Genomic DNA, 16,873 nt, shown 5'->3' on the forward strand with positions numbered 1-16,873 from the left:
CGCCTCAGGAAGGATTCCCAGTGCTGGTGCGCCAAAAGAGTGGTAGGCACGATCAGGGCCACCTGCTTGCCCCCTGCGACGGCGCGGGCGGCCGCCCGGAGGGCGACCTCGGTCTTCCCGTAGCCCACATCGCCGCACACGAGCCGATCCATCGGGCGGGCGCTTTCCATGTCCTCCAGCACGTCCCGAATGGCCTGGTCCTGATCCGGAGTCTCTTCGTACTCGAAGCCGGCCGAGATCTCCCGCTCCCATGCTCCGTCCGAGGCAAAGGCGTTGCCCACCGCGGAGGCCCGCTCTGCGTAGAGGCGCAGCAGATCGCGCGCGATCGTGCGAAACGCCTTCTTCACCCCCTTTTTGGTTTTCTCCCAGGCGCTCCCCCCAAGCCGGTCCAGGGGCGGCGAGTCGGCACCACCCCTGTAGATGTGCACCCGATCGACATCGTCCATCGGGACATACAGCTTGTCCGCCCCGGCGTAGGCGATGGCGAGGAACTCACTTTCCCCGCCGTCATGATCGAGCGCCTGAACGCCGATGAACCGCCCTACCCCGTGATCCACGTGAACGACAAAATCATTCGGTTTCAGATCGCGGAGACTCTCCCCGGTCCCGCTCTTCCGCGGCCGGCGGCGCGGGTGCGCCGCGGCAGAGGAGACGAAAAGATCGGCGGTCCGGTAGAAGACTTTCTTCTCGGCCGGAAGGCGGAAACTGGACGTGAGCGCGCCCTCGCAGATGAAGAGCCCCTCACCGATTGATGTGAAATCGTGGTCGGCCCCATACAGCGGGATGGATATCTCCCGCTCGCGGAGCACTGCCTGGGCGCGAAGCGCCTCCGTCCGATCGGCCGCAACAAGCGCGACGGTGCATCCCGAGGCGCGCCAGGAGAGAAGCTGCTCGACGAAATTCGCAATTCCGCCCCGGGCCGGAAAGAGCGATTCCGCCTGAAGGGAAAGCGCTTCGTCCGGATCAGCGTCCAGACCCAAAGCGTCCACCTCCAGCCGGCCCGCACCGGAGAGGGCCGCTTCAACCTCTTCGGGGGCAAGCCACATTTTCTCGGGCGGAAAACCGATCAGGCCGCGTTCGGGAGCCATCGCGGCCTCCTCGCGGAGCTCGCCCCAAAGGCCGCGAAGCGCCCCGCGAGTTGCCTCGGGCGCATCGCACACCCAAAGGGAGGCGCCGGGTACAAAATCGAAAAGCGTATTCATTTCGGAGAGGAAGAGCGGAGACATCCCTTCGATCCCGGGAAAATACCCTTCCGACTCGAGCTGATCGATCAGCCGATCTATCCGGAGCCCCAACTCGGGAGCCTCTTCCGCCTGCGCGGCCAGCACCGCTACCACACGCTCCTTTTCCCCCGGCTCAAGGATGACCTCACGGGCCGGGAAAATGAAAACCTCCGTCAGCGACTGCCGCGTCCGCTGGGTCTGGGGATGGAAGTCGCGGAGCGAATCAACTTCATCCCCATTCAGCTCCACGCGCACGGGCCGCTCCAAGTGGGGAGAGAAGAAATCGACAATCCCCCCCCGGAAGGCATACTCGCCGGGCGATTCCACGATGGAACGCCGCTGGTACATCAACTCCTCCAGGAGAGAGAGGAGGGCATCGCGGTCAATCTCTCCCCCCTCGCGCAGGGAGCGAGCCTTCTCCAGGAGCCGGGCCGGAGCCGGAAGACGCCCGGCGAGGGCCTCGGGGGTCGTCAAAACGGCTCCCTGGCCTCCTTTTACAAGAAAATCAAGGGTTTTTAGCCTTTGCCCCAGAATCTCGCTCGAGGGGGAGAGACGGGCGTAAGGATAGACGTCCCAGGCGGGGAAGCTGCAGACGGGAAATGCCGTCTCGTCGCCTCCGGTCCCCAGAAAAAAGCGTAAATTCGTTTCGATGCGGCGAAGGCGGCGGCTCTCCGGCACGATACAAAGGACCGGCGCGCCATGTGCGCGGATCAGCTCCGCCATCCACCACACGAAGGATGCATCATCGGAGCCACGCAGCCGAACGGTGCGCCGCTGGCCCGGATCGGGGATGTGAAATTTCAACAAGAGACCCATCTAAGGAAACGAAAAATCGGTGCGGATAAAAACGGCTTTCCCAAAACATCCCGGAAAACGAACGAGCGTATCAGCCCAGCGCTTAGTTTCGCGTCTTTCCCGATATCACAAAATCCTGAAGAACGTTCGTCGAAGTATCTGGCAATGGAATGATCGAACCGTTGAGCGAAATTTGTGTCCCTGCCACGTTGCCGATCGTAATAATGAATTTTCCACTCCCCTGCCACTGCCGCTTCTCTCCGGCAGCCAGCATCATTTCAAACTTGTTCTTTTCATCCACCACGACGCGGAACCATGTATCCTCGAGCGCCACCACTTCCAGCTCGTAGCTTCCGTTCGCCTTGCCACGCTCGGGCCGCAGGCCGGTGTCGCCCGTGAAGCCCAGTTTCGCCGTGGCAGAGTGGGTCTCAAAATCCGATTTTTCCTTTAAAAGCAATGGTTTTTCTTTGCCATCCGCAGACGGCCGCAAGCGGGACGATGTGCCAAGCGCAGGAATCTTCCCCTTCGTCGATGTAAACTTCAAGTCTCTCCAGGAAGGAATGTTTTTCAGCGCGGGGTCGGCCACGGCCTTGATCCGATCCGTAAATCCACCAAGACCGATCAGCCGATCCGCATTTCCTTTCGCCCACCAAAGAAGAAAGCCACTCAAAAAGACGAAGAGGATGGCCACGAAAAAGGGAAGGCCCATTCGCCTTCCTTTTCTCTGCACCACCGGCGAAAAAGAACGCACCGGAGACGACGACTTGAACCCATCTTGAGACTTGGAGAAATTCACCGTCTCCAGATTGTACTTTTCGATAATTTTATCAGGGTCCTCGCCGAGCTCGACCGCGAACGCGCGGACAAAACCCTTGGAGACGGGTCCCGGGGGGAGACGTTCAAAATCCCCGGCTTCGATTCTTTCCAGGTAGTAGGTGCGGATGCGTGTGCGCTCAGAGATATCCTTCAAGGACATCTTCTGTTCGGTGCGTACTTTTTTCAGATAAGGCCCCAGCAACGCATCCATTTTCGCGGCGGCTCCACCAGAGAAATTTCACGCAACACCAGCCTACGGGCGCAAAACACAAACAATGATAATTTACACGAAAACAAATATATAGAGAAAGAAAGAAATGGTCAAGCATGAAGTTAATGGATGGTGAGATCGGTTACTAAAGTAGAAATAAAGAGGGGAGAAAATTTAGCGAACATCCACGAGCGACAACACGCCCGCCGCCACATCGGCAATGGACGATTCTTCCCGAATCTCCGGCCAGGCATCGCGGGCCACACCCCAGAGCAGGAGGGGCACCGGATTTCGGGTGTGGTAGCGGCCCGCCATGTTTTCGATATTCCCGTGATCGCTGCAGAGAACAAAAGCATCCTCGGAAGGGTTCAGGGCCGCAATCGCCGCCACGAGAAAACGGTTGAGCAGCTGCAAGGTCTCCACGGCGTCGTCGAAAGTCCCCTTATGTCCCACAGCGTCGGTCTGGAAAAATTCATAGAGAAGGATGTCCCGCTCGTGCGCCATCTCCCCGAGCCGCCTGCCCGCCGCCTCGGGAGTGAGCCGATCCACCTCGTAACCTCGCTCGATGAGGATCCCGTTCGTGAAGTCGCGGTACACCCCCTCCCCGGCCTGCAGGTGCTCCAGGCGCTTCAGCGGGATTCCGGCGGATTCCGTCATCACCGTCGTGACCGAGCGGTGGCGGGTTCTGCCCCTGTCAAAGTATTGAGAGGTATAGACATTGGCGAAGTCCGCCCGCGCGCCGCGCTCGCGCGCCTTCCGGAGGATTCCCTCGCGGCCGAGCAGATCACGGAGCGGACCCGTCGGGAAGCCCTGCTTGTGGTAGCCGAGCAGCCGGGGAGCGTTCACGCCGGTGAAAAGCGTGGAGCCGCCCGTCGCACTCTGCGGCAATCCCTCAACACCCAGGCAGGCGTCCACCGCGTGCATGCGGAAAGATTCCTCGAGCGGTTTGCCGCCGGCGAAAGAGAGCGGACCCTCTTCCAAAGCCGAAACCGGGTTGTCCGGTCCCGGCGGGGCCAGCCCCAGGCCGTCAACGAAGACAAATAGGATCGACAACTCAGATCGTCCGGCCGGCCGCTTTGGCGAAAGGCGCCAGATCCTGCATGAGCTGCGCGAAGCGCTTGGGCTTGAGCGACTGCGGCCCGTCCGACATCGCCGTCGCGGGATCGGGGTGAACTTCGATCATCAGGCTGTCCGCCCCGACGGCGACGGCCGCCTTGGCCAAATCCCCGACAAAGCGCCAAACCCCCGCCGCATGGCTGGGATCGACCGAAATGGGCAGGTGTGTCTGCTCCTTGAGGACCGGAACTGCGCTAATATCAAGGGTATTCCGGGTCGCTGTCTCGAAGGTGCGGATCCCCCGCTCACAGAGGATCACCCGGGAGTTCCCCTGGCTCATGATGTACTCGGCCGACATGAGGAGTTCCTCGATCGTCGTCGCCATCCCCCGCTTGAGGTAGATGGCCCGCTTGGTTTTCCCCACTTTTTTCAGCAGGGAAAAGTTCTGGATGTTCCGCGCGCCGATTTGGAGAATGTCGGCGTAGTCGGCCACCAGGTCGATGTCCTCGGAGTCCATCACCTCGGTCTGGATCGGGAGGCCCGTCTTCTCGCGCGCCTCGGCTAGAAGCTTCAGACCCTCCTCGCCCATTCCCTGAAAGCTGTAAGGCGAGGTGCGGGGCTTGAAAGCGCCGCCGCGCAAAACATGTCCGCCGCCTGACTTGACTGCATCGGCCGAGGCGAGAATCTGATCGCGGCTCTCGACCGAGCAGGGGCCCGCCACCACGACGATCTTCGGGCCTCCGAACTGGACTCCGTTCACATCCACGATGGAGCGCTCGGGCCGCCCCTCACCGCTGGCCAGCTGGTAGGGCTTGAGGACCGGCATGACGTTTTCCACGCCCGCGAGGACCTGAAGAACCTCGGTCATGTTCTTGCCGCGCTCCTCGCCGAGGGCCGCGATGACGACGCGCTCGACGCCGCGCATGACGTTCTCCGTACAGCCGAGTTCCTGGATTCGCCCCACCACGTTCTGGATCTCATCCTCGGTGGCGCCTTTTTTCATGACAACAATCATCGTCTTGTTTTCTCCCTGGGACCTTTCGTCCTCAAAAAAAATCGCCACGGGCTGCTCTGCCCCATGGCGTAACCAAATTCCGTTTTGGCCGGGGCGGTCGGAATGTCCGTCCGCCGCCGCCCGGTATCTACCGGAAGCGTGCGCGCGGGCGGACGGGGGTAAAGCCGAAAAAGTAAAGGCTCCTCCACATCGTCTTGTCGCTAACCTTCGCCCACATCGGATCATCCTCCAAAGCGCTTCAAAAACAAAGGCGAACCATACCCCTCCGGCCGGTGGGCGTCAAGGGGAGAAACCCGGAAAATCGCCGAATCCCATTGACTTTCCCGGGCGGGCAAAGTCATCATCAACCTCCCACTGTCCAGATTCCGAATCGTTGCCCGACCGCCGGGGGAGCCGATCCCGTGAGCCCGCAGACAGACGCCCCGCTTCAGTTCGACCTCGACGAACCCCAGCAAATGCTCCGGAAAATGGTCCGCGACCTTTCGGAGAAATACATCGCGCCGCGCGCCGCGGATATCGACGAAAACGAGGAATACCCCGAGGACATCTTCCAGCTGCTCAAGGAACACCAGCTGCTGGGGGTTTTTCTGCCCGAGGAATACGGCGGGGGGGGCATGGGCTTCCTCGGGGGCTCCATCGTCATCGAGGAGATGGCCCGCTTCTGCTCGAACAGCGGCCTCCTCATCGTCCTCGCCATGCTCTCCACCCGGGTCATCCATCTGAGCGGCACCGAAGAGCAAAAGAACAAATACTTGACCGGCATCGCCAAGGGCGAGCTCCGGGGCTCCTACGCCCTGACCGAGCCCCACGCGGGCTCGGACGCCGGGAACATCCGCACCCGCGCCGTCCTCGAGGGGGACGAGTGGGTCATCAACGGACAAAAGGCGTTCTGCAGCGGCCCCGACAAAGCCGACTTCATCACCGTCGCCGCCAAGACCGACCCGAACGCCGGAACGCGGGGGATCACCTACTTCCTCGTCCCGACCGACACGCCGGGCTTCTCCATCGCCCGCCATGAGCGGAAGATGGGCACCAAGGGCATCTCCACCTGCGTCCTCGATTTCGACAACGTGGCGGTTCCGAAAGAGAACCAGATCGGGGAGCTGAACCGCGGCTTCAAATCGGCCATGCTCGGCTTCAACCAGATGCGCCCGGCCATCGGCGCCCGCGCCGTCGGCCTCGCCCAGGGCTGCCTCGACTACGCGGCGAATTACGCCAAGGAGCGCGAGGCCTTCGGCCAGGCGATCGCCCACTTTCAGGGCATCCAGTTCATGCTCGCCGACATGTTCATGGAGATCGAGGCGGCCCGGCTGCTCGTCTACCGCGCCGCCGCCCTGGTGGACGCCGGATTCGGAGACAAGGACCACGCCCGCTACTTCTCCGCCGCCAAGGCCTACGCCTCCGACATGGCGATGAAGGTCGCCATCGATTCGATCCAGGTCCTCGGCGGGGCGGGCTACATGAAGGACCATCCCCTCGAGCGGCTCATGCGCGACGCCAAGCAGATCCAGATCGTCGAGGGCACCAGCCAGATCCAGCGCATCATCATCGCGCGGAATCTGCTGGGGCTCTGATGACACAGGCCGCCGGCGCCCGCACGAACTTCGATCTGACCGAGGCGCAGGAGCTGCTCCGCCGGACGGTGCGCGAGCTCGCCGAAACGCGCATCGCGCCGCGCGCGGCCGAGATCGACGAGAAAGAAGAATACCCCGAGGACATCTTCCAGCTGCTCCGGGAGCACGACCTTCTCGGCATCTACATCGCCGAGAAATACGGCGGGGCGGGCCTCGGCAACGTGGAGTACTGCATCGCCGTCGAGGAGATCTGCCGCGTCTGCTCGAACACCCCGCTTGCCCTCACGGTCCATTTTCTCGCCACCCGCGCCATTGATATCGCGGGGAGCGAAGCGCAAAAAAGCCATTGCCTCTCCGGCGTCGCAAACGGCGCCCTCAAGTGCTCCTTCTCCTCCACCGAACCCCACGCCGGCACCGATGTCGGCAACATCAAGACCCGGGCGGTGCTTGAGGGAGATGAATGGATCATCAACGGCCAGAAGGCCTTTTGCACCGGCGCCCCGTTGGCGGACTTCATCGTCCTCGCCGCGAAGACCGACCCCGCGGCCGGCCACCGGGGGATATCTCTTTTTATCGTTCCCGGGGACGCCCCCGGCTTCACGGTCGGTTCCCCCGAGCGGAAGATGGGGATGCGGGGCGCGCCCACCTGCCCGCTCTTTTTCGATAACTGCCGCATCCCGGCCGAAAACCTCATCGGCGAGGTGAACGGCGGGTTCAAGACCGCCATGCTCGCCTTCAACCAGGCCCGGCCCGGCATCGGCGCCCGCGGCGTCGGCCTCGCCCAGGGCTGCCTCGACTACGCCGCGAACTACGCCAAGGAGCGCGAGGCCTTCGGCCAGAGCATCGCCCACTTCCAGGGCATCCAGTTCATCCTCGCCGACATGTTCATGGCGGTCGAAGCCGCGCGCCTTCTCGTCTACCGCGCGGCCGCCATGGTGGACGCGGGCCGGTTTGGCAAAGAGAGCGTCCACTTCATCTCGGCCGCGAAGTGCTACGCCGCCGACATGGCGATGAAAGCTTCCATCGATGCCATCCAGGTCCTCGGCGGGGCGGGCTACCTGCGGGACCATCCCCTCGAGCGCTTCATGCGGGACGCCAAGCAGCTCCAGATCATCGAGGGCACCAGCCAGGTCCAGCGCGGGATCATCGCCCGGAATCTGCTCGGGTTGTAGGCATCGTCCCCCGTTCCGGCCGCAGCCCCCCACGTTGCCTCTGCGCGATCCGTCGTGCTAGATTCGCTGGAGGAATTTGGTGCGGGAAAAGCCTTGAAAAGCGGAAAACGCTTCTCTTTCGGGCCCGCTAAAAGCCCATAAACACGGGGAAAACAGATGCCCAAAGAACAGATTGTCTCCGAGAAGGTCAAGCCCGTCGCGGCCTACTCCACCGGCTTCAAGTGCTCGGGCGGAAGTCTCATCATGCTGGCCGGGATGGTGGCCGCGGACGTGGACGGAAAGACTGTCGGCAAGGGCGACATGGGCGCCCAGACCCAGAAGGTGTTCGAGAACATCCGGGACACCCTCGAGGCGGCGGGCGCCTCGCTGAAGGACATCATCCGCCTGACGGTCTACATCACCGATCGCGCCCTCTTTCCCGATCACATGAAGGTGCGGATGGGTTTCGTGAGCGAGCCCTATCCGGCCAGCACGCTGCTGATCATCTCGGGTCTCGCGAACCCCGACTGGCTCGTCGAGATCGACGCCGTCGCCTTCGTGGCTGACGAATAAGCGGGGACAGGATTTCAAGATGTCTGCCAACCACCGCTCCCGTTCCGTCGCCGGCTCCCTCATCATCGTGAAGGGGGGCGGCGATCTGGCGACGGGCATCATTCACCGCCTCTGGCGGAGCGGCTTTCCCGTCATCGTGACCGAGGTGGAGGGCCCCACCATGGTCCGGCGGACGGTTTCCTTCGCCGAGTGCCTCTACGCGGGGCGCCATGAGGTCGAGGGGGTATTCTCCGAGCGGGCCGGGGGCAGAACGCCGGCGGAAAAACTCGCGGCGGCGCACGCGCTCCTCGAGGCGGGCATAATCCCCGTGGTGGTGGACCCGGGGGCCGGGATTGTCGCCCTGGCGCGGCCCGCGGGCCTGGTGGACGCCATCGTGGCCAAGAAGAATACCGGCACACGGCTTGATCAGGCCGATGCGGTGGTGGGGATCGGCCCCGGCTTCACGGCGGGGGTGGATGTGCACGCCGTCATCGAGACGGCCCGGGGCCACGACATCGGCCGGGTGATCACCGAGGGGTCGGCCGAGCCGAACACGGGCGTCCCCGGCCCGATCGAGGGCTTCACGACGGAGCGCCTTCTCCGCGCGCCGGCGGCGGGCCGCTTCCGGCCCCGCGTGCAGATCGGCGCCGAGGTCGCGGCGGGCGATGTGGTGGCCGAGGTGAACGGCCATGAAGTCCGGGCCGCGATCAAGGGCGTGGTGCGGGGAATGCTCCGCGAGGGACTGAAAGTTACGGAGGGCTTCAAGGTGGGCGATGTGGACCCGCGCGCCAAGCCCCGCCATTGCCATACCATCTCCGACAAGTCGCGCGCCGTGGGCGGCGGGGCGCTCGAAGCCATCATGATGTTCCTGTTCGGAGTCCGTTCCGCCGCAGAGAGCGTAAATTGAACACAGAAGTCAAAACCGAGAGCGTGGAAAACGGCGTCTACCAGATCGGGGGGAGCCAGATCCCCGTGAACGAGAACGGGAGCAATCCCTTCGTGCCGGGGCCGCAGTACTACCTTTCCGCGGGCGGGGCGCTCGAGCGGATCGCCTGGGCGGTGAGCGAAAATCTCCCCGTCCTGCTCATCGGCGAAACCGGCGTCGGCAAGACCCTCTCCGTCCGGCACCTGGCCCACATGACGCACAACGGCTTCCGCCGGGTGAACCTCAACGGCATGACGACGGTGGATGAGTTCGTCGGCAAGCTCATGATCAACGAAAAGGGCACGTATTGGGTGAACGGCATCCTGATCGAGGCGATGGAGGCGGGCGATTGGCTCCTGATCGACGAGATCAACGCCTGCCTCCCCGAGATCGCCTTCTGCCTGCACAGCCTGCTCGATGACGACCGGATGATCGTCCTCTCGGAGTACGACGGGCGCATCGTGCGGCCGCATCCGAACTTCCGCCTGTTCGCCAGCATGAATCCGCACGAGGATCGCCGCTACGGCGGCACGAAGCCGCTCAACGAGGCGCTCCTCGATCGTTTTCCGGTCACGATCCGGATGGACTACCTTCCCTTCGGTGCCGAAACCGAGGTGGTCATACACCAGAGCGGAAACGCCGACCGCGCGCTCATCGAACGCATGGTGCGGGTCGCGCACGATGTTCGCGAGGCGATGCACAACGAGAAGGTGTTCTGCACCTTCAGCACGCGGCGCCTCATCGACTGGGCGCGGATGGCCGTGCGCTTCGAGCCAATGGACGCCGCCGCCTCGACCGTATTCAGCAAGGTCAGCCCATTCGACGCCAAGGTGATCGAGGACGTCATCGACAACCACTTCTGAGTCCCCGACATGGAAAGACGGCGAACCCGCCTTGAAATCCTCGCCCAGGTCACGGCCCACGACTATGGACTCTCGCTCCGCTACGGGACGGATGCGGACAAGGATGCGAACGCCATCCGTATCGAAGATCCCGAGCTGACGCTCGGGCGGCTGGGCGGCGAACTGAACGATGACCACATCCTCCGCTACCAGAAAGGCATGACCCTGACCGAGGTGGGCCACCGCCGCGAGGGCTCGCTGAAATGGGCCTTCCGGGCCGCCGCGGCAGAACGGAAGCGCCCTGGCTTCTTCCCCCTCTGGCACACCCTCGAGGACGCCCGTTGCGAAAATCGCCTCGCGGAGGATCTGCCGGGAACGCGCAAGAACTTCCGCGCCTTCATCCGCCCCGCCCTGGCGATGGCCGAACAACTCCACGCCCGCGGCGAGCTTCCGCTCTACGCCCAGATTCGCTGGGCGGCGTACCTGACGGGGGTCGGCCTTGCGCCCGGCGCTCCAGCCGATGGGCCCGGCGCTCTGCGCACCGCCTGGTTCGATCCGCCTGTGTGCGCGCTTATCGAGGAAATCGGCGATGCCATCGATCGCGCCTGCGGCTCGGCCACGGGGGAAACCTGCTTCCTCGCGGCGGGGGAGATATACGAAATAATCCGCCATCTTCTCACCGAGGAGGAGCTGGCCCAGGCGCGCGATTCCGTCCGGATGCCGGAGCTCGCCGAGGAGACGGTCGAAAACCCGGAGCTGGGACAGGAAAGCGAGGCCGGAGAACTTCAGGAGGAGATGCCGCGCGCCGAGGGGGAAAGCGGCGTCGAGCCCGAGGGCGAGTTCTTCGAACTCTCTCCCGAGGAAATGGAAAAGCTGGGGCACTGGGCCTCGCCCTGGTTCGAGAACCAGGGCAACAAGAAGGAAGTGCACCCGCGCGCCGATTTGCCCGACGAGCGCACCATCGTGACTCCGCTCGAGGGAAAATCCGAGGAATACCGGGCCATCGTGGACGGCGCGAGCAGCCACATCAAGGTACTCGCCACGAAGCTGCTGCAAATTATTCAGGAGCGCACCTACACCCGCTACAGCGGCGCCCACCGCTCGGGAAAACTCAACACCTCGAAGCTCTGGAAGCAGCGGCTCGGCAAGTACCGCCTCTTTCACCGCCGGGAGGAGCCCGAGCGGCTCGATGTGTGCTTCACTCTGCTGGTGGACGAGAGCGGAAGCATGAACCGCGAGTCGAAGTACCTCGCCGCGCGCGAGGCCACTATCTTCTTCGCCGAGGTCCTCGATCGCATCGGCGTTCCCTTCGAGATCATCGGCTACTCGACCGAGAGCTCCGAGGCGGCGATGGCGGCCGCTCTCGGCCATGTGCCGGCCTTCAAGTACCGCCACATCCGGCACTCACCCCTTCAGCACCGGGTGTACAAGGGCTTCGACGACCCCTTCGGCCGCATCAAGAACCGGCTGGTGAACATCTATCCGCGCTTCAACAACTGGGACGAGGAGCATCTCCTGTTCGCCTACCGGCGCCTCCGCAACCGGAGCGAAAAGGAGAAGATCGTCATCATCACCTCGGACGGCCAGCCGAACGGGGATGCTTCCCATCTCGTCCGCACGGTGGAGCGCCTCGAAAAGCTCGGGATACGCATCGTGGGGCTGGGAGTGGTGGACCCGTTCGTGGAGCAGATCTATCCGAACCACATCATCGTCAACGATCTCTCCCAGCTGACCGAGGAGCTGGTCGGCATCCTCCGGCAGGAACTCATCAAAGAGTCCGCCGCGGCTGTCATCCGATGAGGCGGCCGGACATCCCCCTGCGGGAGACGCTGGGACTCCGCCCCGGACAGATCCTCGCCGCGGTCGGCGGAGGCGGAAAGACGCGCCTCCTCGAGCAGCTCGCCGCCGAGTGCCGGGCGGCCGGATGGGCGCCGGTCCTTCTGACGACCACGACGAAGATGTTCGCGCCCGAAAACGGGGCGCCCCTCCTCCTCGGGGAGGCGGGCCTTCTTTCTGAAACCGTGGGCGGGATGAATGAAGCCGCGATCGCCCTTGCCCGGGCCCGCGTGGGTCCTGCCCCTGTGCCCGGCGCCCCCGGTCAAACGCGCATGAAGCTCGATGGCTTTGAGGCCGGAGAGATCGAATCCTTCCGCCGGGAGGCGGGCATGGTCCTTGTCGAGGGAGACGGCGCCCGCGGGCTTCCCATCAAGGCGCCGGGTCCCGGGGAGCCGGTCGTGCCCCCAGGGACGGATGTGGTCTTGGGTGTGATCGGCCTCGATGCGGTGGGCACCCCAATAGATGAGGCCCACGCGTTCCGGCCGGCCCTGCTGGCCGCGGTAGCGGGCCAGCCGCCTGGCAGCCCGATCACGGCCGAGACGCTCGGGCGCCTTGCCGCTCACCCGGCGGGCCTTTTCAAGGGCGCCCCCCCGCAGGCGCGGCGGATCCTGATCATCAACAAATCGGACCTATGCGAGGAACTGGAAAAAACCGCTGAAATTGCATATATTGTCTGGAACTTGGCTGGCGCCCCCCGCGGGCCGGTCTCGGGGATGGTTTTTACCTCCCGGATATCCTCTGCGGTGGAGTTGTCGGTGATGGTAAACTAGCCAGTCTTCAAACCTCTCTTTGTGAATGGGTGAAGCATGAGCAGGGACGTTTTCAAGGAAATGGTCGAACTCAAGGAGAAGGGCCAGCGCGGCGCGATTGTCACCGTCGTCGCCCGGCAGGGCTCGGCCCCCATGAGCAGCGACGCCAAGATGCTTGTCCGCGAGGACGGAAGTACGCTCGGGACCGTGGGCGGGGGATGCCTGGAAGCCGAGGCCTGGCAGACGGCGATGAATACCCTCAAGAGCGGCCTGAGCGAGAAACTCGAATTCGATCTGACCGCCGAGGATGCGGGTGACAGCGGCCACATTTGCGGCGGCACCGTGCACCTTTTCGTCGAGCCGTTCCAGGACTACGACATCAATCTCCTGAACGAGATCAACGACATCCGCACCGGGGGCGGAAGCGGCGTTCTCGCGACCGTGATTCAGGAAGGAAGCGGCGCATCCGGACCGATGTCATCGAAAAAAATGCTCTACCGGCGCGATGGGAGCTCCGAAGGCCAAATCCCCGGGTACGAGGCGGAAATCTGGCGCGAAAGCGGCCAAATCATGCGGCGTGGCCAGCCGGCCCTGTTGCATTTCGGCGGCGAGGAGATAGCGCCGGGCATCCGGCGTGGGCGTCCGGAGGAAGCCACCGAAATTTTCATGGAGCCCATCACGATCCAGCCCCTCGTCTACCTGATCGGCGGCGGTCACGTTTCGTTTTGCGTCGCGCAGGCGGCCCACCTGGCGGGATTCCGCATCGCCGTGGTCGAGGATCGGCCCGCCTTCGCCAACGCCGAGCGCTTTCCGATAGCCGAGGATTTCTACGTCGGCGAATTTCCCGGCGTTCTGGATGAGATCCCGGTGGATGAGTCGAGCTACATCACCATCATCACCCGGGGCCACACCGACGATGAGGTCGCCCTCGAATGGGCGCTCCGCACGCCCGCCCGATACATCGGCATGATCGGCTCAAAGAGCAAGGTCCTCCTGACCTACCGGCATCTTCGCGACAAGGGCTTCGATCGCGACGAGATCATTCAGCGGGTTCACGCCCCGATCGGCCTGGATATCGGGGCGGACACTCCGGGCGAAATCGGCATCGCCATCGCCGCGGAACTCATCCGGCACCGGCGAAAGGGCGACGCACCGGACAACCAGGCCATCGGAAGCAAGCGGGTCCAGCTTCGAAGGAGACCCTGAAGGTCCGGCCTGCCGCCATGCAGCCCCTCCCGCGGTTCATCCTGGGCTTTCTCCAGCTTTTCTTCCCCCGCAATTGCGCCATCTGCGAAACCGCCCTGCGGCCCGAAACCGCCGGGATGGTATGCGCGCCCTGCCTGGAGGAAATCGAATGGAGCACGCCGCCGTGGTGCCCCTGCGGCGGCAAGCCATTTGCCTCCCGGCTCACCCTCACCCACGCACCCGATCACCTCTGCGCCGACTGCCGCACCCATCCGCCCGCGTTCGACCGCGCCCGCGCGCTGGGCCTGCATGAGGGACACCTCCGCGACGCGATGCACCTCTACAAGTACCAGCAAGTCACAAAGATGTCCGACACCTTCGCACCCGCACTCGCCCGCCTCGCCCGCGAGGCGTTTTCCGACACGGTGGAAGGGACGGGCACGGCTGTCACTTTCGTCCCCATTCTTCCGGCGCGGTGGCGGCAAAGGGGCTTCGATCAGGCCGCGGTTCTCGGACAAAAAACCGCCCGGCTCCTCGGGCTGCCCTTTCTCCGAACGCTCGAGCGCACCGCCTCCGGCACTCCCCAAACCGGCCTCCGCGGCCGGGAGCGAAGAAGGAACCTCAAGCGCGCCTTTTCCGTCCCGGATGCCGCGCCGATCGAGGGAAAGCGCATTCTCCTCGTGGACGATGTCCTGACCACCGGAGCCACCGCTTCCGCCTGCGCGAATACCCTGAAATCCGCCGGCGCCCAAAGCGTGGATGTCCTCACGGTCTGCCACGTCCATCTCAAGGCCTATACGGGATGAATTCCCCTTTTCCGCCCAATTTTGCGGAAGTTCCCCTCGTTTTTTAGATAAATTCTGATTTATTCCGGATTCGCCCACTCGGATCACGGGAAAAGATTAAGCTATTTGTAGATTTCATAAGTTTTATATTGCGAGTTTTAGATGAAAAACATATTATAAATGGATTAGAAAATTTAGTATATCTAACCGTTTTTCTCAATATTGCAGAAAAAGTGGATATGGAAATTATCTTCAAGTTGGGAATAGATTTTGTTATGTGTTGTTAGCGAGGCTTGCATGAAATTTTCCGTCCGGGGAAATCTCTCAGGCGAATACCCTGTCCTGCGACTCTCGTGGGCCAACTCGATATCAATGGCATGGATCCAGCCTCCGGCACACAGGCGGTAGCCGTAGTCATCTTTTATTTTGGGCCTTTTGGGAACGGAAAGAGAGCACACCATGAAGCTGCGCCTTGAGAAGAATGACCGGGAAGCCATTGGCTCCCGCCTTCGCGAAATTCGGCTCTTCAACAAACTGGAACAAACGGAGCTGGCCGTGCGTGCGGGACTCTCTCAGGCCATCATCAGCCAATACGAAAATGGCCTCACCGAGGTCAGCCTCTCCTTCATTAAATTCCTGGCCGACAATTTTGGCATCTCGGGCGACTGGCTGATCTTCGGAGAGGGATGCTCGCCCTACGAAAAATCGCAGAAAGAGATTCAGGTCCAGCTCACCAGCCCATCCCAGGTTCAAAAAGGCGCCGCCAAAAATCCTTATTTCGGGGTGCCACTGGTCGATCCCAGGTCCGCCGCCTGCCCCGGCAAGGTGCGGACCGACAACATCTCCGAGTGGGAACTGGTCCGCTTCAAGGAGGCTGAGGGCCGGAACAACCTGGTGGCGATCGACATCAAGGCCGCCTGGGTGAAAAACATGGATTCCCCCCTCCACACGGGCGGGCGGATCATCATCGATCGGGACGATAAGAAAATCCGCCCCGACGCCTACTACGCCGTGAACACCGAACTCGGGAAAAAGAACCCCAAAGAGGCCGCCATCAACGCCATCCGCCGGCTGAATCTCAGCGGCGCCCGCCTGTGGTTCGTCGAGGATCATCCCCAGAAAGACTTCGACTTCATCGACCTGAAGGCCAAGGAGCGCCTCGATGACATCATCGTCGGCCGCGTGATCTGGATCTGGCAGAAACTCCCCTAGCCTTCGGCTTACCGATACCGCGCACCATCCGGGCCGCCAGCACCAGCGCGTCCTCCATGCTGGCGGCATCCGCCTTGCCCCTGCCCGCGATCTCAAACGCCGTTCCGTGCTCCACCGAGGTGCGCACGATCGGAAGCCCCAGCGTCACGTTCACCCCGCGGACGGCGGCCCGGCTTCCGTCCTTGAATTCAAAGCACAAGAGCTTCCCCGGGATATGGCCCTGATCGTGGTACATCGCCACCGCGCCGTCGTAGATCCCGCCCGCCAGCTTGGCGAAAACGATATCGGGCGATTCCGGGCCCCGGGCGTCAATGCCGGAAACTCGGGCCATCTCGATGGCCGGGGCAATCTCCTTCCCTTCTTCCTGGCCGAAAAGGCCCCCCTCGCCGGCATGGGGATTCAGCCCCGCCCCCCCGATGCGGGGCGGCCTGCCGTCGAGCGCGGCCAAGGCCTCGGCCAGAACGCGGATGACGCGCAGGATGTTCCCCTTCTTCACCCGGCGGAGGGCATCGCGCAAGGAAAGATGCGTCGAGAGGTGCGCGATCCGCACCCGGCCCTGCGCCAGCATCATGACGGGTTTGCCGCCGCACAGGTCCGCCAGCATCTCGGTGTGGCCCGGATAGGGATAGCCCGCCGCCCGGAGCGCCTCCTTGTGAATCGGGCCGGTCGCAATGGCGGCGGCGCGGCCCGCCTTCACCAGTTCGGCCGCCCGCTCGATATAGGCGCCCGCCGCCTTCCCGAGGCGCGCGCGCACTTTTCCGAAGACATGATCCCGCTTCTGGACATTCGCCAGATCGAGAACGGGCGTGGGCGAGGAGGCCCCCAGTGGCGCCCCGGAAATGTCCGCCGCCTCCACCGCCCGGAGCCGCCCCGGAATCCGCATCTTCCGGGCATGAAGGCGCAGCACCTCCAGATCGCCCACGATCAGCGGGACGCAGCAGCGCCG

Annotated in this window: 15 protein-coding genes; 10 read left to right on the top strand and 5 right to left on the bottom strand. The window is 63.3% G+C overall.

Annotated features, from left to right (window positions below):
* The 4 genes from O2807_02835 to aroF all read right to left on the bottom strand — a co-directional run.
* Window positions 1-2,027 (bottom strand): DEAD/DEAH box helicase (locus O2807_02835; protein MDA0999441.1); only part of this gene is annotated, 2,027 nt, incomplete at its 3' end.
* A 94-nt stretch (window positions 2,028-2,121) separates the two neighbouring features.
* Entirely contained in the window at window positions 2,122-3,045 is a 924-nt protein-coding gene (locus O2807_02840) for a helix-turn-helix domain-containing protein (GenBank protein MDA0999442.1), read from the bottom strand.
* 174 nt (window positions 3,046-3,219) lie between these two features.
* Window positions 3,220-4,098, bottom strand: a complete 879-nt coding sequence (locus O2807_02845) for a hypothetical protein (GenBank protein ID MDA0999443.1) — start codon at window positions 4,096-4,098, stop codon at window positions 3,220-3,222.
* A gap of 1 nt (window position 4,099) precedes the next feature.
* Complete coding sequence (gene aroF / locus O2807_02850; protein MDA0999444.1) at window positions 4,100-5,116, bottom strand: 3-deoxy-7-phosphoheptulonate synthase; 1,017 nt, start codon at window positions 5,114-5,116, stop codon at window positions 4,100-4,102.
* A 401-nt stretch (window positions 5,117-5,517) separates the two neighbouring features.
* Between aroF and O2807_02855 the strand changes: the two genes are divergently transcribed.
* The 10 genes from O2807_02855 to O2807_02900 all read left to right on the top strand — a co-directional run bounded on the left by O2807_02855 (window position 5,518) and on the right by O2807_02900 (window position 15,927).
* Window positions 5,518-6,690, top strand: a complete 1,173-nt coding sequence (locus O2807_02855; protein MDA0999445.1) for an acyl-CoA dehydrogenase family protein — start codon at window positions 5,518-5,520, stop codon at window positions 6,688-6,690.
* A complete protein-coding gene (locus O2807_02860; GenBank protein ID MDA0999446.1) occupies window positions 6,690-7,862 on the top strand; it encodes an acyl-CoA dehydrogenase family protein in 1,173 nt (390 codons plus the stop codon). Before O2807_02855 ends, O2807_02860 begins: the two co-directional genes overlap by 1 nt.
* A 156-nt stretch (window positions 7,863-8,018) precedes the next feature.
* The gene (locus O2807_02865) at window positions 8,019-8,414 is read left to right on the top strand and encodes a RidA family protein (protein MDA0999447.1); all 396 of its coding nucleotides are present in this window, start codon (window positions 8,019-8,021) and stop codon (window positions 8,412-8,414) included.
* Between the two features lie 19 nt (window positions 8,415-8,433).
* Window positions 8,434-9,300 carry a selenium-dependent molybdenum cofactor biosynthesis protein YqeB gene (gene yqeB / locus O2807_02870; protein MDA0999448.1) on the top strand — a complete coding sequence of 289 codons (867 nt, stop codon included), beginning with the start codon at window positions 8,434-8,436 and terminating at the stop codon, window positions 9,298-9,300.
* Window positions 9,297-10,181 carry a MoxR family ATPase gene (locus O2807_02875; GenBank protein MDA0999449.1) on the top strand — a complete coding sequence of 295 codons (885 nt, stop codon included), beginning with the start codon at window positions 9,297-9,299 and terminating at the stop codon, window positions 10,179-10,181. Before yqeB ends, O2807_02875 begins: the two co-directional genes overlap by 4 nt.
* Window positions 10,182-10,190: 9 nt before the next feature.
* The gene (locus O2807_02880; protein MDA0999450.1) at window positions 10,191-11,960 is read left to right on the top strand and encodes a hypothetical protein; all 1,770 of its coding nucleotides are present in this window, start codon (window positions 10,191-10,193) and stop codon (window positions 11,958-11,960) included.
* Window positions 11,957-12,766, top strand: a complete 810-nt coding sequence (gene yqeC / locus O2807_02885; GenBank protein ID MDA0999451.1) for a selenium cofactor biosynthesis protein YqeC — start codon at window positions 11,957-11,959, stop codon at window positions 12,764-12,766. The genes O2807_02880 and yqeC overlap by 4 nt, the downstream gene beginning before the upstream one ends.
* Window positions 12,767-12,802: 36 nt before the next feature.
* The gene (locus O2807_02890; protein ID MDA0999452.1) at window positions 12,803-13,951 is read left to right on the top strand and encodes an XdhC family protein; all 1,149 of its coding nucleotides are present in this window, start codon (window positions 12,803-12,805) and stop codon (window positions 13,949-13,951) included.
* Window positions 13,952-13,968: 17 nt separating this feature from the next.
* Window positions 13,969-14,736: a ComF family protein gene (locus O2807_02895; protein MDA0999453.1), complete on the top strand. Its 768-nt coding sequence runs from the start codon at window positions 13,969-13,971 to the stop codon at window positions 14,734-14,736.
* 438 nt (window positions 14,737-15,174) lie between these two features.
* Window positions 15,175-15,927: a helix-turn-helix transcriptional regulator gene (locus tag O2807_02900; protein ID MDA0999454.1), complete on the top strand. Its 753-nt coding sequence runs from the start codon at window positions 15,175-15,177 to the stop codon at window positions 15,925-15,927.
* Here the strand turns inward: O2807_02900 and O2807_02905 are convergent.
* The coding region (locus O2807_02905; protein MDA0999455.1) for a 4-hydroxythreonine-4-phosphate dehydrogenase PdxA at window positions 15,884-16,873 on the bottom strand (990 nt) is incomplete at its 5' end. The two genes, O2807_02900 and O2807_02905, sit on opposite strands and share 44 nt — an antisense overlap.

The sequence above is a fragment of the bacterium genome (assembly GCA_027622355.1).
Taxonomy (GTDB): domain Bacteria; phylum UBA8248; class UBA8248; order UBA8248; family UBA8248; genus JAQBZT01.